The sequence below is a fragment of the Paenibacillus sp. FSL K6-4396 genome, assembly GCF_038002525.1.
Lineage (GTDB): Bacteria > Bacillota > Bacilli > Paenibacillales > Paenibacillaceae > Paenibacillus > Paenibacillus amylolyticus_B.
Genome location: NZ_JBBOCR010000001.1, coordinates 1,572,545 through 1,596,274, shown reverse-complemented (window position 1 = coordinate 1,596,274; position 23,730 = coordinate 1,572,545). Strand labels below are relative to the sequence as shown.

Below are 23,730 nucleotides of genomic sequence, written 5' to 3'. Positions count from 1 at the left end.
GAGCGCAGGCATTGTGCCCACGCTCGTATCTGTCCGACAATTACTCCGTAACTGCCTTTTCCATCCATTGGTCATCGATCATCTGTTGATGCAGGTCACTTGCCCACTGGTCCATACATTTGCAAATGAAATCTTTGCGACATACTGGACAAGGGGTTTTCTGCAGACGGCTGATATTGGTCATCTTCCATTCCGGGGAACGGGTGTAGAATACACGGCATTTTGTACCGTCTACCAAATTCATTTTGAATTCATACAATCCGTCTTCCTTGTTACCATAAGCTAATTCTAAATCTGCAATACGCGGTCTATAAGACATGGATATCACCTGTTTAATTCAAATTTGGTTCATGCAATGACACTACTCAGTACTAAGTTATATTAAAGAAATTTCAGTTCAATGTCAACTCGCGCATGTCTACCCGCCAAACAGAATATCCAGAATAGTCCCAACCTGCCCCTGTTTTTTCCCTTTCAAGACATCCGGATCAAATACTTCAACATACCCGCAGGAAGCACAAGCCACGAACAGGTAGTGGTTATGCTGGATATCGAACATCTTGCTCAGGCCTGCTCCTGACATGGAAACTTCCTTAATGTTACAATCCGTGCCCCTGCATTTTGTACACACAAATCGCCGCTCGATCATCTCTTCAATACTCATCTTCGTTCCCCCTTTATGGAATATGTAGCATGAAGTGGGAGTGCAATTATGTAAAATAGTACGCGATCTGGCATCTAATCTCCTGCATCATGTCCATATATTATAATCAACACAAAACCCTGCCGATTGCCAGCAGGGCTTTGTAGTCGAACATCAGGTATCTGGGATACCCTGCTCTATATGTTCCCTTTACTTGCCGGGAGTCAAATCTTAGACTACGTTTAAAACAACATCAATGTTGCCACGTGTTGCTTTGGAATATGGACAGAAATCATGCGCCTTGCGGGCCAGTTCCTCTGCTTGACTGTGATCTACACCAGGCATGCTAACGTCCAGACGAACAGATAGCTGGAAACCGTCATCCGCAGGGTCTTTACCAATAGATACGTTACTTGTAACGACCACATCCTCCAATTTCACACCTGCTTTGCGTGCTACATTGGCAAGGGCACTTTCATAACATGCTCCATATCCTGCGGCAAAAAGCTGCTCAGGGTTAGTACCTTCACCACCGGAGCCACCAAGCTCTTTTGGCATTTTCAGATCATGCTTAAGCACGCCATCCGAAGAAGTCACAGAACCTGTACGTCCACCTTTAACTGTCGCTACTGCTGTATATAAAGCTTCCATTAAGAATCTCTCCCTTATCCATATAGTTTTTACTGCCTTCCTTTCAATTTAAACTTCTGGCTCATTTTGAAACGCAATTTTGTATCTTTATCAGCTTTTACAACTTTATTATTTTCATGCATTTCAACGCCATGGCTGTATTTTCCTAAGGTTGGGTAATATACGAAGGGGGTCTTCAAATTAGAACCGAAAATTTTGTGTTAATACATAAAAGTTGCACTAGACAAAAATATTTGAAGGAGTACAATGTAACAATAAACATAAAAATTTAGATATATCATAAGCGATTTTTCCGCAACAATATTTCCAAATCAATAATTCAAAGTCAGGTGATTATCGTATGAGTAAAAAAAATCCGTTCAACGCTCCTTCAAGAGAATCATTGTCTACTGCGGGCATGGCCCCTTCCCTTGGAGAAGCACATAGTTCCATGAAAGTTCCGCAGAATGCGTCATGGTGGAAGAAATTTCTCGCCTTTGTAGGCCCAGGATACCTCGTTGCCGTAGGTTACATGGACCCCGGGAACTGGGCAACAGATATCGCAGGCGGCTCGCAGTTCGGGTACACCTTGTTATCCGTTATCCTGTTATCGAACCTGATGGCCGTTGTCCTTCAGTCGCTGGCTGGCAAACTCGGTATCGTCACTGGACGGGATCTGGCTCAAGCCTGTCGTGAACGATTCAGCATGCCTGTTGTCGTGATGTTATGGATTCTGTGTGAACTCGCCATTGCAGCTACCGATCTGGCTGAGGTCATAGGTTCTGCTATCGCATTAAAGCTGTTATTTAACATCCCCATGTTATATGGCGTTATTATCACCGCAGTTGATGTACTCCTGATTCTTGTACTGCAAAACAAAGGTTTCCGCGCTTTGGAAACACTCGTCATTGTGCTAATGGCGACCATTGCCCTCTGCTTCGGGATTGACCTCTTCCTGGCGAAACCCGATATGGGCGGTGTTCTCCATGGTTTTGTACCAAATGTTGAGATTTTGCAAAACCCGGCCATGCTCTATATCGCTATTGGTATTATTGGAGCAACTGTGATGCCGCATAATCTGTATCTGCATTCTTCCATTGTGCAGACCCGTCAGATCGAACAGACCGCACAGGGCAAAAAAGAAGCTATTCGGTACTCGACCATGGATTCTACAATCGCGTTGACACTGGCCCTGTTCATCAATGCGGCCATCCTGATTGTATCTGCTGCTGTATTCCACAGTGCTGGTATGACGCAGGTTGCCGAGATCGCAGATGCCTATCATCTGCTGACACCTCTATTGGGTACTACGGTTGCAAGTATTCTGTTCGGTGTGGCGCTGCTAGCATCAGGTCAGAACTCTACCCTTACAGGTACACTCGCTGGGCAGATCGTTATGGAAGGTTTCCTGAACATTCGAATTCCGGCTTGGCTGCGCAGACTGGTCACACGTCTGATCGCCATCATCCCGGCGGTAATTGTGACAGCCATTGCAGGAGAACATGGCACAGAAGAACTGCTCATTTTGAGCCAGGTCGTGCTGTCGCTTCAACTGCCCTTTGCTGTGATTCCCCTGGTGTTGTTCACAAGTGATAAAAAAAGTATGGGTGCATTCGCCAACAAATTGTGGCTCAAAATCATCTCATGGGTCATTGCCGCGATTATCGTTGTGCTGAATGTATATCTGATCATTCAGACGATTCGGTTATTCTAATCTCGTTCTTATCGACTAAATCCTAAAAAGGCTGATCAACTCCGGTATTCTATACCCAAGTTGATCAGCCTTTATTGTTGCAATACAGCAACATGTTTCCTTTTATAATAAAACTCATACTCCAATAAATAACCATCTGAATCTAATTCTGATTTGGCATCAGTAACGGCAGGAGTTGATCCAATGAATCCACAGTCCAATCCGCACGTTTGTCATCCGATAGTTCTGGCTGGAATCTTCCGTAACCCTGCATAATTCGAATCGTACGCATGCCCAGCTTCCGAGCAGGTATAATGTCGTTATCAATCCGATCACCGATCATGACGGCTTCCTCCGGTTCACAACCAGCCTGCTTCAAGGCCACAGCGTATAACTCAGGGTCTGGCTTGGACACTCCTTCTTCAGCCGAACACGCCAGAACATCAACATACTTCCGCAAGCCGTAGCTCTCCAGTCTCTCTTCCGTTCCAGGACTCTGATTGGCAATAATGCCAATGCGATAATACCGTGACAACTGCTGAAGAACGGAATCCGCTGAAGGAAAAGGATGTTCAAGATCTTTTTGAAATTTCAGCTTGTCCTGAATCTGTTTTTGGTGTCCCTCGTCTTCAACGAATGTGCGAATCGCCACTCTCATAGGCCATTGCTCATATTTTCGGTAACAGTTCGCAAACAGTTCGCGTACCGCCTCAATTGTCACCGGATACCCCAAAGCACAAGCTTCACGGACGAACTGTCCGATAATATCATCAACCGGCTCCCATTCATCCACCAGCGTATCTCCAACATCAAAAAACAACCATTTCAATCCACCTACATCCGGCACACCAATTCCTCCTTGTAAGCATAAAAAAGAAGACTCACCATCACGCATGAGTCTCCTCAAACTTCCGTTTATCGATACATTCAATTATAACAGGCACCTTACACCTGAGCAATCACAAGCTATGGCATTAACCATTGAGGAGAAAGCCAACTTCCCCATTGAGCGAATATACAATCCGGTCTGCGCCCATGCCCCGATAGATGCCCTTAGGATGACTCTGCTCCGTAATCACGCACAGGGATTTCGAAGTCCATGAACGGCAGATCTGTAAATAACGACAGGTCAGATTCAGGCTGTTCTCGAAAATAAACACGTTACCTACGCTGCCCTGCGGCAAAAACCATTTTTGAGCTGCAGCTGTATTCATGCGAATGACATGTTCTACTCCGATTCTACGGAGTCTGCGCTCTTCCCCTGCACTGTTGGTTAGAACGGCAAACGGCATTTTTTTGTACATCAGCAATTTAATAAATTTGCGTCCTGCTTCATTTGGAGCAGTCACTAAAATCATCTCAGTATCCATCATTCGTTCCTCCCTTGGCGTGAAAAGACAACAAAAAAGAAGCGTGGGGGACCAAGGCCTCCCGAACGCTTCTTAAATAACCCATGGCGAAAACACCATGAACCAGCGTACGGCTTGTTGCCTCTCCCTTTAACGCTTACGAGGTTAGCTGACGGATTCGGGCGCGAGAGTCGCCCTATTTCCGGCTGTCACCGGAAAATTCACCCCATGAATGCCCACTGTCCTGGACAGCGCATTCCGTTGGTTCCCCCGTTTCCCATTCATCAATGAATGGAAACTCAGCGATTAAAACATCGTTCGTATATCTTAAGGTAAGATCGAGCGATATTATCGTTTGTTTCGTTTTTCAAGTACAATTTAGTTTAAATTGAAATTACGTTATGAATCATACACCCCCGCCATGACGGTGTAAAGTCCTTACAGATCACCAAATCGGCAGATTTTTGCCAATACTCGTTTATAATAACGCTTACAATAAGGTTATACTCTATCCACCTCTTCAAGGCTATCTAATTCTCACTCTGACGAAAATCACTTCGCAATTCATTCACGTATTCTGCACAACTTGCCTGTTTTGATGCTATTAACACCACATTAGTTTTGCAATATTTAATTGTAGCCAATATAATAGAAGATATAAGAGTAAATAAATGGAGGCGATTTAGATGACAGTCTACGATTACAAAGTGAATACCCTTCGCGGTCAAGAAGTTGAAATGTCCGACTACCGTGACAAAGTGCTCCTGATTGTGAATACGGCAAGCTCATGCGGCCTTACTCCTCAATTCAAAGGTCTGCAAGAACTGCAAGACAAGTTTCAAGATGCTCCATTTGAAGTTCTTGGTTTCCCAAGCAACCAGTTTGCACAGGAAAAAGGATCTTCCGACGATATTGCCGAGTTCTGTCAGATGAATTATGGCGTAAGCTTCCCAATGTTTGAGAAAATTGATGTGAACGGCTCAAGCGCTCACCCTCTTTTCCAACACCTTAGCACAGAAGCTCCTGGCCTGCTCGGTTCCAAAGCAATCAAATGGAACTTCACCAAATTCCTTGTGGATCAGAACGGACAGGTACTGAAACGTTATGCTCCCAAAACAACACCGGACAAGATTGAAGAAGATATCAAGAACTTACTTCAAAAATAATACACAGGCCACCCGTAGCCGTAAGGTAGAGCACCATTGCCCCGGTAATGGATGGCTTTTTTTCTCAACCCAGATGTCATACTGTTCGAAAAAGACAAAAAAAGAAGCTCTCCAATAACGGAAAGCTTCTTCTTCATCGTTCATATGATGCGGTCGAGAGGACTCGAACCTCCACGGGCATACGCCCACTACCCCCTCAAGATAGCGTGTCTGCCATTCCACCACGACCGCATGTCGTAAATAATCGGCAACAGAATTGATTATACCGGGTTCAGAACTAAAAGTAAAGTATTTTTTAATACTACTTTTTCAGCTAGGCATTTTCATCAAAAATCGCATAATCTCGTCATCTTTACCCATGAACTGCATATTATTAGATTTGATCTCCTCTTTTTCGGTAAGAGCCGATCTTGTTGATTCATTTATATATAGTCCTTCCTTCTATATAGTTCTCCCTGCACTCCACCACACAAATGACACATTAAAGTTATATAAAATAACACAAATATTAAATAACAGATTTAATCCATTAAATTTCACGGATACCATTGACAAAAAGCGGACATTTATGGGAAGATAACTATCATATAATTCGGATTTATAAACATAAAGCAAACAAAAAGGATTATAGATGTCACTATAAGTGACATTTAACGAACACAGGAGGCGAATGATTGTGAACCGTGGGAATAAGCTGCTCGATTATGTCAACCTGCTTGATTCCTCTATTCAGGTTGGAGGGTTCACCCATTCCTTCGGCATGGATATCCATATCAGGGAGGGTACCATTCGTAATGCTGAAGATCTCGAATCATTCATGCGTTGTCAGTTGCATCCCAGCATCGTTCGTCTTGAAGGTATGGCCATCAAAGGCATCTATACCGCAGCAGATCACAAAGATACATGGCGGATAGCTCTAATCGACAAGCTCGTCCATGTTCAGCGAACCCCTGGAGATCTCAGAGAACAAGCTGCCGCCATGGGTAAACGATTGATCAGACTTGCACGTGCTCTGCACCCCTGGATTGAATTCAGCCAGCTCGAACAGATCTTTGCCAAATACGATTCGGTTGGCTGCCTCTCCACTGTTCACGCCTGGATTAACCACCACCTCGACATCCCGGTCGAGGAGGCGGTCCTTGGTTACCTGCATTCAGCCATGAATGCCTGCATAACCGAAGCCTCCAAAGTCATTCCCCTGAACAACGATACAACCAAGGATCTGATGGTCCGCCTGGCCACAGATCTGGAGAATGAATGGAAGACCGTCAGCGCCTCGGCTGCGGATGGACTGGCACAGCCAACCTCGATGTCCATGAAATCGTTTTTCCCCAGTTTCCATATGCTTGGAGCTGGACTTCATGCCTACAGGGCCTAATCCTCTTCCTCCTCATACCTGCTCCCCTTCATTCAGACAAACTAAAAAACACGCGGCAACCTCCTTGCCGACGTGTTTTTTGTCATTTTATTTGTTTTATTTACGTATTTACGCCATTTATCATCACAAAATACACTTTTTTCCGTCTTTTTTAATTGTTAGATGACGAATTTGCGTATATAATGAAACATACAGCTCGCATTTCTATATATTCTACATGATGAAAGGGCGGCTGAATACTACATTCTAACCAGGGGTGAACCCTTTTGAACAAGAAAAAACCAGTTACTCCGTTCGGATGGGCCATCAAACGACGGCTAACCGAACTTCAAGTGGACCAGAAGACCTTTTGTGAACAGCATGGCATCCCACCCTATCGTTTATCCAATCTTATTCACGGCACACGCAAAGCAACCCGATTCAGGCACCTGGTCGCTGATATTTTGGATATTCCAGATGAACTGAGATAAGATTTCTGCCAAAGGAGGGTCTCATCCATGAGACATGTTACATCCGATCTGGAGAGGCTGTCGTTCCAGTCCATACGTCACCAGCTCATCATCGTTGATGACAATTGGATTATCCAAAGTTGTAACCGTGCCTGGCAACAGGGACTTGGTCAATGCTCACCAAACCCGGATATACACAGTAGTTATAGACATTACCTGCATCTGACGGAAGCCTGGGCAAAACGGGGCAAGAACGCTAACATGGCACTTGTCGCACAGAATTTGAAAGAACGCGGAATACCCTTTAATCGAAATCATACATATGACATCTGCGTATATACTGTATACAATGAAAAGAGGTGGTTTCGTGTAGAACTCACCCCTCTATCTTATGCAAATTCAATTCTGGATACCGATCTCGCTTTGATTGCACACATGGATATTACCGAACAGAGAAAGACAGAACACCAATTGAAGAAGGCATTGTCTGAAGTGCGCACATTGCGCGGACTGCTGCCTATTTGCGCCGTCTGCAAACAAATCAAGGACGAAGAGGAACATTGGAACTCCGTTGAGAGTTATCTGGAGAAGCATACCCACGCCGAATTCACCCATGACATCTGTCCGGAATGCATCCGGCGGTTATATCCCAAATACTCGAATATCCTGGACAAGCGTTCCTGAAACCTTTCTCCACTCGCCGACTAACTACAACTATACGGAGAGATGATGTTCAAACTGCGACATATCCAGTTCTTGCGGTGTCCCGTGCAGGGTTATGGTTCCTTTGTCCATGATATAGATGTAATCTGCGGCACTTCGTACAAAATCGATACTCTGCTCTACCAGCAAAACCGAGAGGTTCCCCTTTGCCTTGAGCTGCAAAATAACCTGCCGAATGTCCTCCACGATAGAAGGCTGGATGCCTTCTGTCGGCTCATCAAGTAGCAACAACCCCGGACGCGAAGCCAATGCCCGGGCGAATGCCAACTGTTGCTGCTGTCCACCACTCAGATCCCCGCCCTGCCGTCCATACATCGTCGCAAGCACTGGAAACATCGCCAGTACATCCTCCGGGAACGTTTTTACTCCCGGCGCACTTGTCTCCAGACCGAGCAATAAGTTATCTTTCACCGTAAGCTGCGGGAAAATTTCCCGCCCCTGCGGTACATAACCGATCCCTGCCCTTGCCCGCTTGGCTGTGTCCAAAGTGGATAACTCCTGATTTTGCCACTGAATACTGCCCTTGCGTGTTTTGAGCAACCCCATTAATGTTTTCATCAACGTTGTTTTCCCTACACCGTTACGGCCCATCAGACACACCACCTGTCCAGGCTGTACATCCAGGTTCACACCACGAAGCACATTGCTTTCCCCGTAGCCGGATTCAATTCGTTGCAGCGACAGCATGGTCATCCCTCCTTTTGCCCAGATACACTTCGGCCACTTTCGGATCTGCCTGTACCTCCACCATCGTACCTTCCTTCAGCAGTTTCCCTTCATGCATCACCGTTACCTTGGCTGCGAACTCTCGCACAAACTCCATATCATGCTCCACCACCACAACCGAGCGTTCACGCGCAATCTCTTGCAGAAGTCGCCCGGTCTTGTGTGTTTCTTCATCCGTCATGCCTGCGGCTGGTTCGTCCAGCAACAACACACGTGGCTCCTGGAGAAGCAGCATGCCGATCTCCAGCCACTGCTTCTCCCCATGCGATAATGCTCCTGCACGAGCATCAACGCGATCTTGCAGACCAATCTGGAGGGTAACATGCTCCATGGCAGCACTCATTTTCCCATATCGACGAATACCGATGGCTTGCAAAGGGGAACGGCGAGTCTCCGCCGCCAGCGTCAGATTCTCCTGCACCGTCAGACCTGCAAAGATCGATGGCGCCTGGAATTTGCGTCCCACACCTTTGCGAACAATCTGGTGCTCCTTCAGTCGTGTTAATTCCGTGCCATCCGCCATCTTCACCGAGCCGGACATGGGTTTTGTTTTGCCGCATATCACATCCAGCATCGTTGTTTTCCCAGCACCATTGGGTCCGATCAGAAAATGCAGGTCATGTTCATGCAGCTTCAGATTCATTTCTTTGACCGCAACGAACCCACCAAAGGCGACCGTAATATCCTCGGCTACCAACACCACTGATTCCTCAGTAGACTTCAGGTTTTTCCCGAGTGACTTGGACATGCGCACTCTCTCCTCTCCGCTTCAGCAAGCGAACGACATGACGATACACACCTACAATTCCGTTTGGCATGAACAAAACTACCGTTACAAAGAGCCCACCAATGACAAACAGCCACCCTTCGGGATAAGCCTCACTTATGCCTGTTTTGGCTGCATTCAGCACCACCGCTCCGATGACCGCTCCAATAAGCGTACCGCGACCACCCAGCGCAACCCACAGGACCATCTCAATGGAGGGCACAATCCCCATCATCGAAGGCGAGATAATACCCACCTGAAGAACAAACAACATGCCCGCGATGCCTGCAAGCGCACCGGAAAAAGCAAAAGCCAGCGTTTTATATCCTGCCGGATCATATCCGAGGAATCGCACCCGATTCTCTCCATCCCGCGCAGCTTCGAGCACTTGGCCGAAACGACTGTTCACCATTCGACGACAGAGCACATATGCGATCACCAGAACGGCAAGCGTTATATAGTAGAGAACAATGGTTGTTCCAGCCGAATGAAGTGTAAAACCAAAGATCGAATTATATCCGGTAATGCCATTTGTTCCACCCGTCCATTCCTGTTTGCCAACAAAGAGCGTTACCGTAATAAGAACCAAGGCTTGAGTCAGGATGGTAAAATAAACACCGGTGATCCGGTTACGGAACGTAAACCATCCCAGCGCAAAGGCAAGTAATGCCGGAAGGACTATCCCCAATAACAGCGCCACCGGGAAAGAGCGAAACGGTTCCCAGAACCACGGCAGACCACTGAGGCCACTCCATCCCATGAAGTCAGGGAGCGTTGCTCCACTGGCCTGAAGCTTCAGATACATCGCCATCGCGTACCCACCCAGACCGAAGAACACTCCATGCCCAAGACTCAACACACCCCCATATCCCCAGATCAGATCGAGACCAATGGCCAGGATTGCCAGCGCCAAAAACTTGGCTAACAGACTCAGACGAAACTCCGTGGAGATTAGTGGAGCAAGACACATCATGATCAGTACAACCGCCCAGATAATCCTCATTTTCAGACTGCCAGTCTTGAGTAAAGCGGACATGAACTAACCCCCTTTTTCACATTAATCGAGACTCCGTGTGCGCATCGCGACCAAGCCGCGTGGTTTCCATTGCAAAAAAGCAACGATACATACAAATACCAGCACCTTGCCAATGGAGGCAGAGGTATAGGTTTCGAACAGCGTGTTAAACATCCCAATTCCCAGTGCACCACACACAGTTCCAACCAATTTCCCAACGCCACCCAGAACAACTACCATGAATGCATCCACAATATAATACGTGCCAAGTGAAGGACCAATTGGACCAATGAGCGTTAATGCACAACCAGCAATTCCGGCGATGCCCGAACCAATGGCAAAGGTCATACCATCCACCCGCCGAGTCGAAATTCCAAGGCACCCTGCCATGCTCCGATTCTGCATTACAGCCCTCATTCGTCTTCCGGATGATGTTCGATAGATATAGAGATACATACACAGCAGCACAACCGCAACTAATGCGATAATGAAAATTCGCTTGTATGGAAATACAATGCCATCCGAGATCGCCAATCCCCCGTTGAGCCAAGCCGGACTGGATACTCCCACATTGGGTGCTCCGAATATCGTACGGGCCAGTTGTTGCAGCATCATGCCTACACCCCATGTCGCAAGCAGACTGTCCAGCGGCCTGCCATACAGATGCCGGATCAACACTACTTCAAGCAACCAGCCAATCAGAGCCGCTACAATGAACGCAATCGGCAGAGCCACAACAAAATAGGCACCAAACCACGCTGCTGGAGCATAGGACATGAACAAATTTTGTGTTACATACGTTGCATATGCACCGATCATGATCAGTTCACCGTGAGCCATATTGATGACATTCATCAGCCCAAACGTTACCGCCAGACCGAGTGCAATTAACAACAGAATTGAACTGATACTCAGACCGTTGAATATCTGCAGGATAAACATATCCATCGCTATCCCCTCCTCCATACCGTGAATCTCGATATTTCACATGACTTCAATTCGCACCAGCCTCACATTTTATATTACAGTAACGCTTTACCGCAATACGGTAAAAGGGTGTGTTGTCACACCCTCGTCTATGAATCGGCTGCTTTGAAGCGAGTTACCTGTGTTTATTGCGAGGTTTCTATGTTATTTAGCGCTGAGGGAAACTCCCCATTCATATGTTTTCAGATAAGGGTCCGGCTTGACAGGCTCACCAGAATTCCACAATTCCTTGAACTGCCCATCTTCCTGCACCTCACCGATCCGTACGGTTTTGTAGATATGCTGATTCTCTCCATCCACGGTTACCTTACCTTCCGGGGCATCAAATTCCAGACCCTTGGCAGCTGCCTTCACCTTCTCTACGTCGGTTGATCCTGCTTTTTCCACTGCCGCCTTCCAGAGATAAACCGCCACATATCCCGCTTCAATCGGATCAGCTGTCACTCGATCAGCACCGTATTTTTCTTTATACTTGGCAACAAATGTAGCATTTTCAGGTGTATCGGTTGTCTGATAATAATTCCACGAAGCCAGATGTCCCTTCAGTACATCCGCGCCAATACCACGGATTTCTTCCTCCGCCACACTTACCGAGAGGGTTGTCATCTGATCCGAAGAGATTCCCGCATCCTTCAATTGTTTGAAGAAAGCTACATTACTGTCTCCGTTCAGCGTATTGTATACAATATCCGGCTTCGCAGCCTTGATTTTGCTAATGATGGTACTGTAATCGGTATGTCCCAGCGGTGTGTATTCTTCACCCACAACTTCGCCGCCTTCTGCTGCGAGTTGTGCCTTAATGACCTGATTGGCCGTTTTTGGGAATACATAATCGGAACCGAGCAGATAAAACGTCTTGCCCCTGTTTTCCAGTAACCAGGTTACGGATGGAACGATCTGTTGATTGGTTGTTGCTCCTGTATAAAAAATATTTGGCGACGATTCCAATCCCTCATATTGCACCGGGTAAAACAATAGACCTTTATTCTGTTCAAACACCGGGAGCATAGCCTTCCGACTGGCAGAGGTCCATCCACCAAATACAGCAGCGACCTTATCCTGTTGCAGTAACTTTCCAGCCTTCTCCGCAAAAGTAGGCCAATCCGAAGCGCCATCCTCAACTACAGGCTCGATCTGTTTACCCAAAACTCCGCCCGCGGCGTTGATCTCTTCGATGGCAAGCATCTCCGCATCTTTAACAGATACCTCACTGATCGCCATTGTTCCGCTGAGAGAGTGAAGAATGCCAACTTTAATCGTATCACCAGATGCAGCCGGCTCTCCTGTACCACCTGAACCCGAAGCTTCAGGCGGCGCAGTGCCCTCCACACATCCTGTCATCACAATGACCGCACCCAGCAAAATACTCCATAACTTGACCGACCTCTTCTTCAATAGCCTACACTCCCTTTTTTTAGTCTATTGACGAACATTAAGGTCATTTGAGTCCGAAATGTTCGTTGATCCAAATTATGGAGGGTTCCTCTCTTCATGTCAATATAGCTTACATAATTTTATTTCATGCCTACTCGTTTCATGCATACTGCTAATATGTCTTGAAGCTTATTGACAAAGGATTCACCCTGTGTGAGTATATTTAACATACAATATGATCCATGAACATATCAGACATTATAAGCGAAAGGTCGGATTACCTTGCACTGGACTGAGCAGGAAAAGGAAAAACTCCTGATTACCGTGGCCGCTAACCTCGCCCGTGAACGAAGAGCACGCGGACTCAAGTTGAATGTTCCCGAAGCCATCGCCTTGTTGACCTCCGAACTGATGGAACGAGCACGGGATGGAATGAGTGTTGCCGAATTAATGAGATACGGAGGCACCATCCTGACACGCGAAGACTGTATGGATGGTGTTCCCGATATGATTCCTGAAGTACAGGTAGAAGCCACATTTCCTGACGGTACAAAACTGGTTACCGTACATGAACCTATACGCTGAGAAAGGCAGGAGAAACCATGATTCCTGGTGAATACCGTTTGAAGCCAGATGACGACATCATCTGTCATCCGGATCGTTTAACCATACGCCTCCTTGTCCTTAACCGCGGCGACCGCCCCGTCCAAGTCGGCTCTCACGTTCACTTCTATGAAGTTAATGCAGCACTGGACTTTGATCGCACGTCAGCTTTTGGACATCGCCTACACATTCCGGCAGGCACCGCAGTTCGCTTCGAACCCGGTGAAGAGAAACCTGTTGAACTCACGACCTTTGGCGGCAAACGCCAGATTCACGGGTTCAACGGATTAACCGAAGGCTCTGCGGATCAAGCCCCCGATCCAGTGAAACTGGAGGCATTCCTGAAGACGTTCTCCCCTCCCATACAAGATGGAGGTGAACCTTCATGAAACGAATGAGCCGTGAACAATACGCGTCCATGTTTGGACCAACAACCGGTGATGCCGTAAGACTTGCGGATACCGAACTATGGGCAGAGATTGAACATGATTATGCCGTATATGGAGATGAGAGCAAGTTTGGGGGCGGCAAGGTTATCCGCGACGGGATGGGCCAGTCTACTACAGCTCTGCGTAGCGACGGCACCCCTGATACTGTCATCACTAACGCTATCATTATCGATCATTGGGGCATTGTAAAAGCGGATATCGGCATTCGAGATGGTCACATCTGCGCCATTGGCAAATCCGGTAACCCGGATACAATGGATGGTGTTCATCCCGCACTGGTCATCGGTGCTTCCACCGAAATCATCGCCGGTGAAGGCATGATTGTAACCGCTGGCGGCATTGATACCCATATTCATTTCATCTGCCCACAGCAGATTCAGACTGCATTATCCTCCGGGGTCACGACCATGATCGGCGGCGGAACAGGACCCGCAACAGGAACCAAAGCCACCACCTGCACACCAGGAGCCTGGCACATCCACCGGATGTTAGAATCGGCAGAGGCTTTTCCCATGAACATCGGTTACCTTGGCAAAGGCAACAGTTCCAGTACCGCACCTTTAATTGAACAGATTGAAGCTGGGGTAATCGGCCTGAAGTTGCATGAAGATTGGGGCACTACGCCAAGCGCTATCGATGCCTGCCTGACTGCCGCCGGGGAACATGATGTTCAAGTCGCTATCCACACCGATACACTGAACGAAACCGGATTTCTCGAAAACACCCTGGCTGCGATTAACGGCCGGACGATCCACACGTACCATACGGAAGGCGCTGGTGGCGGACACGCACCGGATATTATCCGGGCCGCTGGGGAGTCCTACGTTATCCCCTCATCAACCAACCCAACACGACCGTACACACGCAACACTGTAGAAGAGCATCTCGATATGTTGATGGTGTGTCATCACCTGGACCCTTCCATCCCGGAAGATGTAGCTTTTGCCGATTCGCGGATTCGTCCCGAAACCATCGCAGCCGAAGACATTTTGCATGATCTTGGCGTGTTCAGCATCATCAGCTCCGATTCACAGGCCATGGGCCGAGTGGGCGAAGTCATTATCCGTACCTGGCAGACAGCCGACAAAATGAAAAAACAGCGCGGCAAACTTGAACTCAACCCGGATTCACCCTCCGATAACGATCGGATCAAGCGATATGTCGCCAAGTACACCATCAATCCAGCTATTGCACACGGAATCGGTCATCTCGTCGGTTCGGTGGAAGTTGGAAAGCTGGCCGATCTAATTGTATGGAAACCAGCCTACTTCGGAGTTAAACCCGAGATTGTCATCAAAGGTGGCATGATTACATTCGCCCAGATGGGTGATCCCAATGCATCCATCCCGACACCTCAGCCGGTATTTGGCAGACCCATGTTCGGAGCTTATGGGAGCGCCATTGCCAGCGGATCCATCACCTTTGTCTCCCAAGCCGCAGCAGATGCGGGGATCAAAGAGTCATTGGGCCTGAAAAAGCGGGTTGAACCCGTTAAAGGCTGTCGCTCAGTCAGCAAAAAAGACATGATTCATAACGACGTCACCCCTGTCATTGAAGTCGATCCCGAAACCTATGAGGTACGCGCCGACGGCGAACTTCTCACCTGTGAACCCGCAGACGAGTTGCCTATGGCACAGCGGTACTTTATGTTTTGATAGGAATACGGATTAGCTGATAAGGGGGCACTCATGATGAACAGTGGCACGAAGCTACTCCGTTATGTTCAGCTGCTGGATTCGGCCCTGCCCATCGGTGGTTTCTCCCATTCCTTCGGTCTGGAAGCTTACACGCATGATGGCACCGTGCGGAATACCGCGCAGCTTGAACAGTTTATTCGCAACCAGCTTCATTCCAGTCTTGTACGACTAGATGGTCTTGCCATCAAAGGCGTCTATCAGGCGATAAAACAGCAAGATGCAGTTCTACTTGCCCTGTATGACAAACGTGTCCACGCCCAGCGCTCCCCTCGGGAACTCAGGGAAGGCGGCCACAAAATGGGAAAACGACTGCTCAAGCTGGCCCGTTCACTCTATCCATGGATGGACTTTTCCCTGATTGATGAGGCCATCCGGGAATACGGTGCGTATTGCGGCATCACGACCATTCACGGTTATATCAACTATCAATTGGAGATTGAATTGGATGAAGCCGTTACCGGGCATCTGTATACCTCAGTGAACGCTTATGTGAACAGCGCACTTCGCCTGCTGCCCATCGGACAAACCGAAGCGCAGATGTTGATTCAGAAACTGCTTGATGATATCGAAGCGGAATGGGCGCTCATTCGGGAAAATGACCCGGAAGATATGCACAGCTTCGGAATCGCCCAGGAAATCTACGCCATGCGGCATGAGACCTTACCCGCGCGGCTGTTTATGTCTTAACTACAACTTTTATCTAACCAAGGAGGAATTGTTATGTGTGGAGGAGCTAATCATACGCATCATCCGGAGTGGGAACGTAAGGCATTTGATCGGAGTCGTCCGATGCGAATTGGAATTGGTGGACCGGTAGGCTCAGGTAAAACAGCCCTGGTGGAGAAGCTGTCCAAGGCACTGCGTACACGTTATAGCCTTGCTGTCATCACCAATGACATTTATACCAAGGAAGATGCCGAGATTTTGCTGCGTCAGAATGCATTGGCACCAGAGCGTATTATCGGCGTAGAGACAGGCGGATGCCCGCATACCGCTATTCGTGAGGACGCCTCCATGAATTTTGAAGCGGTTGATGAGTTAATTGAACGTTTCCCGGATCTGCAACTGATCTTCATCGAGAGCGGCGGCGACAATCTCTCTGCTGCATTCAGTCCGGAACTGGCCGATGTGTTCATCTACATTATCGACGTTGCCCAAGGGGAGAAACTTCCTCGCAAAGGCGGTCCCGGCATCACACGTTCAGATCTGCTGTTAATCAACAAAACCGACCTCGCTCCTTACGTTGGAGCAAGCCTGGAAGTTATGAAAAATGATACCGAGCGGGTACGCGAAGGCCGTCCTTATGTCATGTCTAATCTAATGAGCGGTGAAGGTGTATCCGAGATTGTCCACTGGCTTGAACATCAGTATATGGATGACGATGCTTCCGCTGCACATCTGCATTCACACAGCCATGAACATGGCACTCACTCACATTAATTCATCTTCTGTTCCCACCGGGACAGAGATGAATCGGAACGAAAGTACAGGTGAGCCCGTCACGCGCCGCAGCGAGCTTCGGGCCACCTTTGCCTTTCAAGGCGAGCGGACGGTTATGACCGATCGTTATTACAGCGCCCCTCTCCGGTTTAGCCGATCCTTTCGACCTGCCGGAGGCGGAAGCGAATTATGTGTGTACACGTCAGACGTCTCTCCCGGAGTCCTTAACGGGGATCATTATCATTCTGAGTGGGAATTAGGTGAAGGCACGCATGTCATGCTGAGCAGCACATCAGCGACCAGACTTCATCCTACACCTTCCATTCCCTCATCCGTTAATCATCACTTTCGGTTGGGAAAAGGAGCTACGCTGGAATACTTCCCTGAATGCGTCATTCCCTTCAAGGGCAGTTCTTCTTCACTCACTGTAACCTTCGAGCTGGAAGAACAGGCCATTCTTGCCTATGCAGATATCTGGTCTGCCGGACGAATTCATCGGGGAGAAGCGTTCCAGTTCGAACGCTACCGCAGCTTGACGGAGATATGGCAAGGTAAGCAACTGGCTGTCTGGGATCGATTCGGACTCGAACCGGATACCGATGACCCCAAACAATCAGCGTCTCTCCTTCACTACACACATACTGCTGCGTTATGGATGATCGCCCCAGGGCTCGGTACTGCGGAGTTGGAGCAAGTCCGATCCGTGCTGCCACCCGATGGACGAATGCTCGCAGGTGCAAGTTTGCTGGCAACCGGAGGCATCGGCGTTCGACTCCTTGGCATGGCAGCTTGGGAGCTTCAGGAGCAGTGTCTTCATATCTGGAACACACTCCGCCCCCATCTGCTGGGTAAAGAAACTCTTGTCTTTCGCAAATAAGGGCATGAAGCATGCATCGTTAATACAAAAAAACCTCTGAACTGTCTCCGAGTGTGTTCGGATTAGTCCAGAGGTTTTTGTACATTCAGTCTATGGATGCTGCTCATATCACTTACGCTTCGTTTTCCTCAGAATCGTTCTCTGATTTGTTCTCAGGTTTGTAGCGATAGTCGCCTGCATCCTTACTTTCCTTCGATTTGCGGTAACGGGTGAACTCAATATATTCGCTGATAAAAGACTGTTCCACAGTCGATAATTCACTTTCTTGGCAATTCAATTGCCGCAAAACGTCAAAAAAATAATCCTCCCGTTTTTCCCGAACCATCGCTTCCTTCGATGGACGTCCAATCATGAGCCAGTCGAGGCTCACATCAAAAAACGAAGCAATCTCAATTAGTTTATTCGTACTCGGAATAGACTTGCCACGTTTCCAATCACCCAGATTGCCTGTGCTAATCTTCAGCTGTTGGCAGAAAGCCTTCTTGGTCATTCCTCGTTCGGCAATCAGGTGTTCAATTCGCTCATAGATCGACTGCATACAAGAACCGCCTTCCAACCGTAATAATCAACTCATCTGCTTGAATTATACCACATTATTCCTGAATGCTCAGCCTTTATATGCCCGGAACAGGATGAGGTATATCGTATAACACAAAGATAGACTCCCATGAATGATCATAGAAGTCTATCTTATATTGTTGCTGTGATGCGGTCGAGAGGACTCGAACCTCCACGGGTATACACCCACTACCCCCTCAAGATAGCGTGTCTGCCATTCCACCACGACCGCATATTCAATTGTAAAAATGGTGAGCCATGAAGGGCTCGAACCTTCGACACCCTGATTAAAAGTCAGGTGCTCTACCAACTGAGCTAATGGCTCTTGCTGTAAACTTCACCGGATGTGCCATGCTTCATTCTTGTCTATAAGAGCAATGACTTTGAGGATTACTCATCGAAAATGTAGATCTCATGAGGTGGTGAAGATATGACCCGTAGGGGATTCGAACCCCTGTTACCTCCGTGAAAGGGAGGTGTCTTAACCCCTTGACCAACGGGCCTTAATATCAAGTTGTCTTTCTTGGCGACAAGAATGAGTATACCACAGGACAATTTGAACTTGCAATACTTTTTTTAAAATTTATTTTTCAAGCCTTTTTGTCCATTGTATACTGCTCTTTAGAGCCCCTTTATTAGCCACCTCCCCATTCATGCCAGTGTCATCCCCGTACAGGAACAATGTAAACCATCCATCAAAACACTTACAAAAACTTACGTTCACTTATAACATTGCAAATCACATTAAGAAAACTTATAATTAAAGTATCAGTATAAGTACGGTCATCCATACCCTTGGAGGTGACATGTTTGTTTCAAGAAGAACGAATGCAGCTCATTGTTGAACATCTTCACAAACACAATCGCATCTCAGCTGATGATATTGTCACTTTGTTTGATGTATCACGAGATACTGCTCGCAGGGATCTGATCAAGCTCGAGGAACAGGATGCCATTATCCGAACACGTGGCGGTGCAATTCTCCCCCCTCCTCCGCAAAAGTTCAGATCCTACAAAGACCGTTTACTCGATGTATCTGAGGAAAAAAGAGCCATTGGCAAACTCGCGGCCGCTATTGTAAGACAAGGCGAGATCATTATTCTGGATTCTTCCACGACCGTGCAGGCCTGTGCCGAGAAATTAGATGGCAAATCCTGTACTGTCATTACCAATTCGATTCATTCCGCTGATCTTCTCTCCAATCACACGGCTGTCCAGATTCGTTTGCTCGGTGGCAAAGTGGATAAGGAACAACGTTATGTCTATGGTACCTCTGTGATCGAGACACTCTCCCACTATTATGTAGATAAAGCCTTTATCGGAATTGGCGGTATCACCATGGACGGCTTCAGTGCTTCCGAAGAGGAAGGTAAAATTAAACACCAAATGATGAAAGCTGCCAAGAAAGTCATTGTTCTTGCAGATCAATCCAAATTTGATAGACGTTATGGTTATCGTTTTGCCGACTGGTCATTGGTGGATGTATTGATTACGGACCAATGGCCAACCAAAGAATGGCTTGTTTTTCTAGCCGAACAACAGGTTGAGATTCTCATTCCTGAACCTACAGATGATAAGGAGTTGTAAATATATGAAATTATTTGCCACAGATTTAGATGGAACTTTGTTGAACATAGATAGCCAGATTAGCCCGGAGAATGCCGCAGCTATCCAAAAGGCCCAACAATCCGGTATGAAAGTTACCATTGCAACAGGACGCGTCTATTCCGATGTTGTGACCATCAGCCGCGAAGGCGGAATCAAAACCCCGATTATCGGCTCCAACGGAGCGACAATTCATGATGCAGACGGTGAACGTTTATTCCATCTTCCGCTCGAGCGTGACACAGCAGCTTCCGTCATGCAGTGGCTGGAAGATCATGATGTCTATTATGAGGCTTCAACGCAACAAGGCATCTATGCCCCGCGTAGCAGTCATGAGACCTTGCTCGCCGAGATGGAACGTGTTCTTGGTTCAAACCCTGGTGAGGACATTGCACGCATGATTCGCTCCATCAAGAAACACTATGACAAAAAAGACTACCACCGCGTAAACAGTCACCTCGAAATTCCGGCAGAAGCCTACATCTATAATATTATGGCCTTCTCCATGAATCCGGACAAAGTAAAGACAGGACGAGAATACTTCGCTTCCCGTTCCGATGTCGCTATGGTTGTATCCTTTGAGCACAACTTCGAAATGCAGCACCCGGACGTATCCAAAGGTAATGCCCTCACCAAACTGGCGGCTCACCTGAACATCTCCATGGAAGATACAGTAGCGATCGGTGATAACTTCAACGATGTCTCCATGTTAAAAATGGCAGGACTCGGCATCGCCATGGGTAATGGCGAACCCGAAATCCAGGCATTAGCCAAAGCCATAACGCTGACCAATGTGGAGCACGGTGTTGCCCATGCCATCGAGTGCCTGCTTGAAGGTAAACCGGTATCTCGTCCAGAAACGATTGTCGGAGAAGGTCAGTAATTGAACCCATACTGAATTAAGCACTGAACCTGCATGGTCGCCTGTTGAGCCATGCAGGTTCGCTTCATTTTAACTCCGCAGATCGAACGTGAGGCACGTCCTGTAACAAAATAATCAGTTGCTCGCCCCGGTATGAACCCGGTAGTTGCAATGTGAACTCAAGCACAGTCTCTTCCACGGAGTCCGTGCTTGTTTGCTGTTCAGTCTTAAATCCGATGACCGAGATCTTCTCCTGTCCCAGCAGTGCCAAAACAGTCTTCAAGGCCTCTCCTTCATTTTGCAGATGGATGGTTAAAGTCTCTGTTCGGGCGGATACCAGCCAGCGTGTGGGTCTATGCAGTAACATCTGTGCCACGACAATAAGCAGTGTCACGCCTGCACCCGTCCAATACAGACCTGAACCCACAGCAAGTCCCATGCCTGCCGTAGCCCATATGCCAGCCGCTGTGGTCAATCCCCTGACCGTATGCCGTTGTGTGAAGATCATCCCTGCTCCAATGAACCCCACACCACTAACAACTTGTGCAGCAATCCTTGAAGGGTCAAGAGACAGATTGGCCCAGCCAGCCTGATCCTGGAATCCATACTTCGAAACAATCATCATCAGGGCTGCACCGACAGCAACCACAAAATGAGTACGAATTCCCGCCTCTTTCATTCGATTCTTGCGCTCATATCCGATTAACACACCACATATTCCAGCTATGAGTACACGCATTAAATATTCCAATTCCATGCACATCACCCCTTTCAATATGTATATGCTTACATGTGTCTATCTTTACTATTACCCAATCTTTCCCTGACTAATAAAAAGCCTCAACTCACGTTAATTCTCTGCCCGGAAATTTCCCCCTTGTCTCTTGCCCAATCCGAAATAATGTCTGAAATTATATATCAGCGGATGCCATTCCTCCGGATTAATCTTGTTCGGTCCAGAGATTAGCCTTGTGTGCGCATGCACCTTCAACGCTTTCACTTCAACAATCGCCATGAACGGTGTATGTTCGGGAATACGTATGTGTTGTACAGCCGCTTCAATCTGGAGTGGACATTCAACTATTTTATCTGGAACCACCTGAACCGAGCATTCGGATGTCAGTCCAGCTACAGTGAATTTATCATGACAGTATTCATAGCCCATCTGCCTTTTCTCCTCAGGAACCGGGTTAACTCCCGTATAACGACCCAATGCCTCAACCTTTCTCCACATGGTCGCATCTGGTAAATTAATCACACACTCCGGATGTCGACTCAGATTCTCATAGGCTTTGCCCTGTGTACCTAGGCCGAGAACGAGACAGTCCCCCAGCGCCCAAGATGAGGACAGTGGAGACAAGTTGGTTGACCCATCCTCATTTAATGTACTTAGAAGCAATACAGGCGTACCATAATATAAAATACTGGGATTAATCGTTTCATGTCGTACCACTGCGGAAATTTTGTTCAACTGCTCAGTAGCAGCGTCCGTTTTCATTATCTTGTTCATCTTGTACCTCTCCTGTTCCAATCCATTCGTTTATAAGCTCCATCTGACCCGTATGGGACGATACAACAGAATTGTAATACAGTAATAGTTCAGATATGATCGAAGTATGAATGTATATCCGAATATTACTGTTATTGCGTCGTTAATCGCTGATCCAAGTCGCTCCATTTTTCTGTCATCCTTACTGGATGGTCGGGCTTTGCCCGCAGGAGAGCTTGCTCATATGGCAGGCGTCACGCCCCAGACGGCAAGCAGTCATCTCGCCAAACTCGTAGAAGGAGGATTATTGGAAGTTGAACAGCAAGGCCGTCACCGATACTACCGTCTTGCAAACAAGGAAATTGCTAATCTGATTGAAACGATGGCCAGTATTGCCCCGCCTGTACTGATCCGTTCTCTCAAACAATCCAATCAGCTTCAACAACTGAGTCATGCACGGACCTGTTATGGTCATCTGGCCGGGAAATTGGGAATCTCGCTCTGTGAAGCCTTAATACAGAAGGGGTATCTTTCAGAGCCCGAAGAGGCACACAGCAAGGATTATCAAGTTACAGAGAAAGGAATACAGTGGTTCACTACGTTTGGAATTAAACTTCAGATGAAGCCAGGATCACGCCGTGCCATCGCTCGCAAATGTCTGGATTGGAGCGAACGCCGTCATCATCTCTCAGGCATGCTTGGGGAACAACTCAGACATCGATTATCGGAACTGGACTGGATTCGTCAAAAAACAGGAAGTCGCTCTGTCGAAGTAACGGAAGCAGGCAAGAAAGGTTTATACGAGGTGTTGAACATTTCACTTTAAGCAGAAGTGTACACGAGGGATAACCAAAGATCAGTAAACGCAAAAAATCCCCTTCACACTGACCGTTAACCGATCTAATGTGAAGAGGATTTTTTGTCAATCGGAACGGAGAGAGAGGGTTACTCTCACTTCGTTCGAGACTGCGGAGTATTGCTAACGAAGCTTTTGCTCCGACGAACCTTTAGGGTTCTCATCCCTTTGCAGAGAAGTTTAATTCAGAACGGAGAGAGAGGGATTCGAACCCTCGCACCGCTTACGCAGTCTAACCCCTTAGCAGAGGGTCCCCTTATAGCCACTTGGGTATCTCTCCAAGAAATGGCTCCCCGAACAGGGCTCGAACCTGTGACAACTCGATTAACAGTCGAGTGCTCTACCAACTGAGCTATCAGGGAAAATTAACTTGAATAAGATTAATCTATCATGAT

Annotated in this window: 27 protein-coding genes, 6 tRNA genes and 1 riboswitch; of the genes, 14 read left to right on the top strand and 19 right to left on the bottom strand. The window is 47.5% G+C overall.

Annotated features, from left to right (window positions below):
• Positions 1-40 precede the first annotated feature (40 nt).
• From MHB85_RS07060 to MHB85_RS07050, 3 genes are all read right to left on the bottom strand, one after another.
• The gene (locus MHB85_RS07060) at positions 41-319 is read right to left on the bottom strand and encodes a hypothetical protein (protein WP_036610814.1); all 279 of its coding nucleotides are present in this window, start codon (positions 317-319) and stop codon (positions 41-43) included.
• Between the two features lie 99 nt (positions 320-418).
• On the bottom strand, positions 419-664 hold the full coding sequence (locus MHB85_RS07055) for a zinc ribbon domain-containing protein (RefSeq protein ID WP_036610816.1): 246 nt from the start codon (positions 662-664) through the stop codon (positions 419-421).
• Between the two features lie 210 nt (positions 665-874).
• Positions 875-1,294 (bottom strand): organic hydroperoxide resistance protein, encoded by a 420-nt coding sequence (locus MHB85_RS07050; RefSeq protein ID WP_036610819.1) that lies wholly within the window; start codon positions 1,292-1,294, stop codon positions 875-877.
• Between the two features lie 397 nt (positions 1,295-1,691).
• Between MHB85_RS07050 and MHB85_RS07045 the strand changes: the two genes are divergently transcribed.
• Positions 1,692-2,987 carry an Nramp family divalent metal transporter gene (locus MHB85_RS07045; protein ID WP_341074204.1) on the top strand — a complete coding sequence of 432 codons (1,296 nt, stop codon included), beginning with the start codon at positions 1,692-1,694 and terminating at the stop codon, positions 2,985-2,987.
• Between the two features lie 142 nt (positions 2,988-3,129).
• Here MHB85_RS07045 and MHB85_RS07040 read toward each other — a convergent pair whose 3' ends face one another.
• Together MHB85_RS07040 and MHB85_RS07035 are read right to left on the bottom strand one after the other, a co-directional pair.
• Complete coding sequence (locus MHB85_RS07040) at positions 3,130-3,813, bottom strand: HAD family hydrolase (RefSeq protein ID WP_181155320.1); 684 nt, start codon at positions 3,811-3,813, stop codon at positions 3,130-3,132.
• Positions 3,814-3,940: 127 nt separating this feature from the next.
• Positions 3,941-4,336 (bottom strand): hypothetical protein, encoded by a 396-nt coding sequence (locus MHB85_RS07035; RefSeq protein WP_017690008.1) that lies wholly within the window; start codon positions 4,334-4,336, stop codon positions 3,941-3,943.
• A gap of 118 nt (positions 4,337-4,454) precedes the next feature.
• Positions 4,455-4,630: riboswitch (cyclic di-AMP (ydaO/yuaA leader) on the bottom strand.
• Between the two features lie 371 nt (positions 4,631-5,001).
• Between MHB85_RS07035 and MHB85_RS07030 the strand changes: the two genes are divergently transcribed.
• Positions 5,002-5,481 (top strand): glutathione peroxidase, encoded by a 480-nt coding sequence (locus MHB85_RS07030; protein ID WP_091015296.1) that lies wholly within the window; start codon positions 5,002-5,004, stop codon positions 5,479-5,481.
• Positions 5,482-5,629: 148 nt separating this feature from the next.
• Here MHB85_RS07030 and MHB85_RS07025 read toward each other — a convergent pair.
• Positions 5,630-5,712, bottom strand: a tRNA-Leu gene (locus MHB85_RS07025).
• 445 nt (positions 5,713-6,157) lie between these two features.
• On the opposite strand from MHB85_RS07025, the gene MHB85_RS07020 reads away from it, so the two are divergent.
• The 3 genes from MHB85_RS07020 (at position 6,158) to MHB85_RS07010 (ending at position 7,992) form a co-directional block, all read left to right on the top strand.
• Complete coding sequence (locus MHB85_RS07020) at positions 6,158-6,859, top strand: urease accessory protein UreF (protein ID WP_181155319.1); 702 nt, start codon at positions 6,158-6,160, stop codon at positions 6,857-6,859.
• 266 nt (positions 6,860-7,125) lie between these two features.
• Positions 7,126-7,329 (top strand): hypothetical protein, encoded by a 204-nt coding sequence (locus tag MHB85_RS07015; protein WP_017690011.1) that lies wholly within the window; start codon positions 7,126-7,128, stop codon positions 7,327-7,329.
• Between the two features lie 27 nt (positions 7,330-7,356).
• Positions 7,357-7,992, top strand: coding sequence for a hypothetical protein (locus tag MHB85_RS07010; RefSeq protein WP_105597716.1), 636 nt, complete (start codon positions 7,357-7,359; stop codon positions 7,990-7,992).
• A 30-nt stretch (positions 7,993-8,022) separates the two neighbouring features.
• Here MHB85_RS07010 and urtE read toward each other — a convergent pair whose 3' ends face one another.
• The 5 genes from urtE to urtA form a co-directional block, all read right to left on the bottom strand.
• Complete coding sequence (gene urtE, locus MHB85_RS07005; RefSeq protein ID WP_341072670.1) at positions 8,023-8,718, bottom strand: urea ABC transporter ATP-binding subunit UrtE; 696 nt, start codon at positions 8,716-8,718, stop codon at positions 8,023-8,025.
• Positions 8,696-9,505 carry an urea ABC transporter ATP-binding protein UrtD gene (gene urtD, locus MHB85_RS07000; protein WP_341072669.1) on the bottom strand — a complete coding sequence of 270 codons (810 nt, stop codon included), beginning with the start codon at positions 9,503-9,505 and terminating at the stop codon, positions 8,696-8,698. Before urtD ends, urtE begins: the two co-directional genes overlap by 23 nt.
• Positions 9,468-10,559 (bottom strand): urea ABC transporter permease subunit UrtC, encoded by a 1,092-nt coding sequence (urtC, locus tag MHB85_RS06995; protein ID WP_341072668.1) that lies wholly within the window; start codon positions 10,557-10,559, stop codon positions 9,468-9,470. The genes urtD and urtC overlap by 38 nt, the downstream gene beginning before the upstream one ends.
• Before the next feature lie 21 nt (positions 10,560-10,580).
• The gene (gene urtB / locus MHB85_RS06990) at positions 10,581-11,486 is read right to left on the bottom strand and encodes an urea ABC transporter permease subunit UrtB (RefSeq protein WP_105597714.1); all 906 of its coding nucleotides are present in this window, start codon (positions 11,484-11,486) and stop codon (positions 10,581-10,583) included.
• A gap of 183 nt (positions 11,487-11,669) precedes the next feature.
• Complete coding sequence (urtA, locus tag MHB85_RS06985; RefSeq protein ID WP_192133145.1) at positions 11,670-12,920, bottom strand: urea ABC transporter substrate-binding protein; 1,251 nt, start codon at positions 12,918-12,920, stop codon at positions 11,670-11,672.
• Positions 12,921-13,181: 261 nt separating this feature from the next.
• Here urtA and MHB85_RS06980 point away from each other — a divergent pair, with 261 nt between their 5' ends.
• The 6 genes from MHB85_RS06980 to MHB85_RS06955 are packed head-to-tail and all read left to right on the top strand — an operon-like array spanning position 13,182 to position 17,965.
• Positions 13,182-13,484: an urease subunit gamma gene (locus tag MHB85_RS06980; RefSeq protein ID WP_076209470.1), complete on the top strand. Its 303-nt coding sequence runs from the start codon at positions 13,182-13,184 to the stop codon at positions 13,482-13,484.
• 17 nt (positions 13,485-13,501) lie between these two features.
• Positions 13,502-13,891: an urease subunit beta gene (locus MHB85_RS06975; RefSeq protein WP_149846382.1), complete on the top strand. Its 390-nt coding sequence runs from the start codon at positions 13,502-13,504 to the stop codon at positions 13,889-13,891.
• Entirely contained in the window at positions 13,888-15,606 is a 1,719-nt protein-coding gene (ureC, locus tag MHB85_RS06970) for an urease subunit alpha (RefSeq protein ID WP_192133143.1), read from the top strand. The genes MHB85_RS06975 and ureC overlap by 4 nt, the downstream gene beginning before the upstream one ends.
• A gap of 36 nt (positions 15,607-15,642) precedes the next feature.
• Complete coding sequence (locus MHB85_RS06965; RefSeq protein WP_192133141.1) at positions 15,643-16,335, top strand: urease accessory protein UreF; 693 nt, start codon at positions 15,643-15,645, stop codon at positions 16,333-16,335.
• Between the two features lie 33 nt (positions 16,336-16,368).
• Positions 16,369-17,088, top strand: coding sequence for an urease accessory protein UreG (gene ureG, locus MHB85_RS06960; RefSeq protein WP_017690021.1), 720 nt, complete (start codon positions 16,369-16,371; stop codon positions 17,086-17,088).
• Complete coding sequence (locus tag MHB85_RS06955) at positions 17,063-17,965, top strand: urease accessory protein UreD (RefSeq protein ID WP_192133139.1); 903 nt, start codon at positions 17,063-17,065, stop codon at positions 17,963-17,965. Before ureG ends, MHB85_RS06955 begins: the two co-directional genes overlap by 26 nt.
• Before the next feature lie 112 nt (positions 17,966-18,077).
• On the opposite strand, the gene MHB85_RS06950 is transcribed toward MHB85_RS06955, so the two are convergent.
• The 4 genes from MHB85_RS06950 to MHB85_RS06935 all read right to left on the bottom strand — a co-directional run bounded on the left by MHB85_RS06950 (position 18,078) and on the right by MHB85_RS06935 (position 19,026).
• On the bottom strand, positions 18,078-18,503 hold the full coding sequence (locus MHB85_RS06950; RefSeq protein ID WP_036610863.1) for a helix-turn-helix domain-containing protein: 426 nt from the start codon (positions 18,501-18,503) through the stop codon (positions 18,078-18,080).
• Positions 18,504-18,672: 169 nt separating this feature from the next.
• Positions 18,673-18,755, bottom strand: a tRNA-Leu gene (locus MHB85_RS06945).
• Positions 18,756-18,772: 17 nt separating this feature from the next.
• Positions 18,773-18,848: transfer RNA gene (locus MHB85_RS06940), tRNA-Lys, on the bottom strand.
• A 106-nt stretch (positions 18,849-18,954) separates the two neighbouring features.
• Positions 18,955-19,026: transfer RNA gene (locus MHB85_RS06935), tRNA-Glu, on the bottom strand.
• Between the two features lie 307 nt (positions 19,027-19,333).
• Here MHB85_RS06935 and MHB85_RS06930 point away from each other — a divergent pair.
• Together MHB85_RS06930 and MHB85_RS06925 are read left to right on the top strand one after the other, a co-directional pair.
• Positions 19,334-20,110, top strand: a complete 777-nt coding sequence (locus MHB85_RS06930) for a DeoR/GlpR family DNA-binding transcription regulator (RefSeq protein WP_105597710.1) — start codon at positions 19,334-19,336, stop codon at positions 20,108-20,110.
• Between the two features lie 4 nt (positions 20,111-20,114).
• A complete protein-coding gene (locus MHB85_RS06925) occupies positions 20,115-21,011 on the top strand; it encodes a Cof-type HAD-IIB family hydrolase (protein ID WP_036610865.1) in 897 nt (298 codons plus the stop codon).
• Between the two features lie 64 nt (positions 21,012-21,075).
• Here the strand turns inward: MHB85_RS06925 and MHB85_RS06920 are convergent, their stop codons facing one another.
• Both MHB85_RS06920 and MHB85_RS06915 read right to left on the bottom strand, forming a co-directional pair.
• Entirely contained in the window at positions 21,076-21,747 is a 672-nt protein-coding gene (locus tag MHB85_RS06920) for an MgtC/SapB family protein (protein WP_091015318.1), read from the bottom strand.
• A gap of 93 nt (positions 21,748-21,840) precedes the next feature.
• Positions 21,841-22,500: a flavin reductase family protein gene (locus MHB85_RS06915; protein ID WP_105597709.1), complete on the bottom strand. Its 660-nt coding sequence runs from the start codon at positions 22,498-22,500 to the stop codon at positions 21,841-21,843.
• A gap of 106 nt (positions 22,501-22,606) precedes the next feature.
• Here MHB85_RS06915 and MHB85_RS06910 point away from each other — a divergent pair, with 106 nt between their 5' ends.
• Positions 22,607-23,305 (top strand): ArsR/SmtB family transcription factor, encoded by a 699-nt coding sequence (locus MHB85_RS06910; protein ID WP_091015322.1) that lies wholly within the window; start codon positions 22,607-22,609, stop codon positions 23,303-23,305.
• Positions 23,306-23,526: 221 nt separating this feature from the next.
• On the opposite strand, the gene MHB85_RS06905 is transcribed toward MHB85_RS06910, so the two are convergent.
• Together MHB85_RS06905 and MHB85_RS06900 are read right to left on the bottom strand one after the other, a co-directional pair.
• Positions 23,527-23,615, bottom strand: a tRNA-Ser gene (locus tag MHB85_RS06905).
• Between the two features lie 6 nt (positions 23,616-23,621).
• Positions 23,622-23,697: transfer RNA gene (locus MHB85_RS06900), tRNA-Asn, on the bottom strand.
• Positions 23,698-23,730: the final 33 nt, after the last annotated feature.

What these genes read in the sequence shown, in the direction of transcription:
- MHB85_RS07060 (WP_036610814.1), bottom strand. Translation starts at nt 319, where the DNA reads ATGTCTTATAGACCGCGTATTGCAGATTTAGAATTAGCTTATGGTAAC.
- MHB85_RS07055 (WP_036610816.1), bottom strand. Translation starts at nt 664, where the DNA reads ATGAGTATTGAAGAGATGATCGAGCGGCGATTTGTGTGTACAAAATGC.
- MHB85_RS07050 (WP_036610819.1), bottom strand. Translation starts at nt 1,294, where the DNA reads ATGGAAGCTTTATATACAGCAGTAGCGACAGTTAAAGGTGGACGTACA.
- MHB85_RS07045 (WP_341074204.1), top strand. Translation starts at nt 1,692, where the DNA reads ATGGCCCCTTCCCTTGGAGAAGCACATAGTTCCATGAAAGTTCCGCAG.
- MHB85_RS07035 (WP_017690008.1), bottom strand. Translation starts at nt 4,336, where the DNA reads ATGGATACTGAGATGATTTTAGTGACTGCTCCAAATGAAGCAGGACGC.
- MHB85_RS07030 (WP_091015296.1), top strand. Translation starts at nt 5,002, where the DNA reads ATGACAGTCTACGATTACAAAGTGAATACCCTTCGCGGTCAAGAAGTT.
- MHB85_RS07010 (WP_105597716.1), top strand. Translation starts at nt 7,357, where the DNA reads ATGAGACATGTTACATCCGATCTGGAGAGGCTGTCGTTCCAGTCCATA.
- urtE (WP_341072670.1), bottom strand. Translation starts at nt 8,718, where the DNA reads ATGCTGTCGCTGCAACGAATTGAATCCGGCTACGGGGAAAGCAATGTG.
- urtD (WP_341072669.1), bottom strand. Translation starts at nt 9,505, where the DNA reads ATGTCCAAGTCACTCGGGAAAAACCTGAAGTCTACTGAGGAATCAGTG.
- urtC (WP_341072668.1), bottom strand. Translation starts at nt 10,559, where the DNA reads ATGTCCGCTTTACTCAAGACTGGCAGTCTGAAAATGAGGATTATCTGG.
- urtB (WP_105597714.1), bottom strand. Translation starts at nt 11,486, where the DNA reads ATGGATATGTTTATCCTGCAGATATTCAACGGTCTGAGTATCAGTTCA.
- MHB85_RS06975 (WP_149846382.1), top strand. Translation starts at nt 13,502, where the DNA reads ATGATTCCTGGTGAATACCGTTTGAAGCCAGATGACGACATCATCTGT.
- ureC (WP_192133143.1), top strand. Translation starts at nt 13,888, where the DNA reads ATGAAACGAATGAGCCGTGAACAATACGCGTCCATGTTTGGACCAACA.
- MHB85_RS06965 (WP_192133141.1), top strand. Translation starts at nt 15,643, where the DNA reads ATGAACAGTGGCACGAAGCTACTCCGTTATGTTCAGCTGCTGGATTCG.
- ureG (WP_017690021.1), top strand. Translation starts at nt 16,369, where the DNA reads ATGTGTGGAGGAGCTAATCATACGCATCATCCGGAGTGGGAACGTAAG.
- MHB85_RS06955 (WP_192133139.1), top strand. Translation starts at nt 17,063, where the DNA reads ATGAACATGGCACTCACTCACATTAATTCATCTTCTGTTCCCACCGGG.
- MHB85_RS06950 (WP_036610863.1), bottom strand. Translation starts at nt 18,503, where the DNA reads ATGCAGTCGATCTATGAGCGAATTGAACACCTGATTGCCGAACGAGGA.
- MHB85_RS06925 (WP_036610865.1), top strand. Translation starts at nt 20,115, where the DNA reads ATGAAATTATTTGCCACAGATTTAGATGGAACTTTGTTGAACATAGAT.
- MHB85_RS06920 (WP_091015318.1), bottom strand. Translation starts at nt 21,747, where the DNA reads ATGGAATTGGAATATTTAATGCGTGTACTCATAGCTGGAATATGTGGT.
- MHB85_RS06915 (WP_105597709.1), bottom strand. Translation starts at nt 22,500, where the DNA reads ATGAACAAGATAATGAAAACGGACGCTGCTACTGAGCAGTTGAACAAA.
- MHB85_RS06910 (WP_091015322.1), top strand. Translation starts at nt 22,607, where the DNA reads ATGAATGTATATCCGAATATTACTGTTATTGCGTCGTTAATCGCTGAT.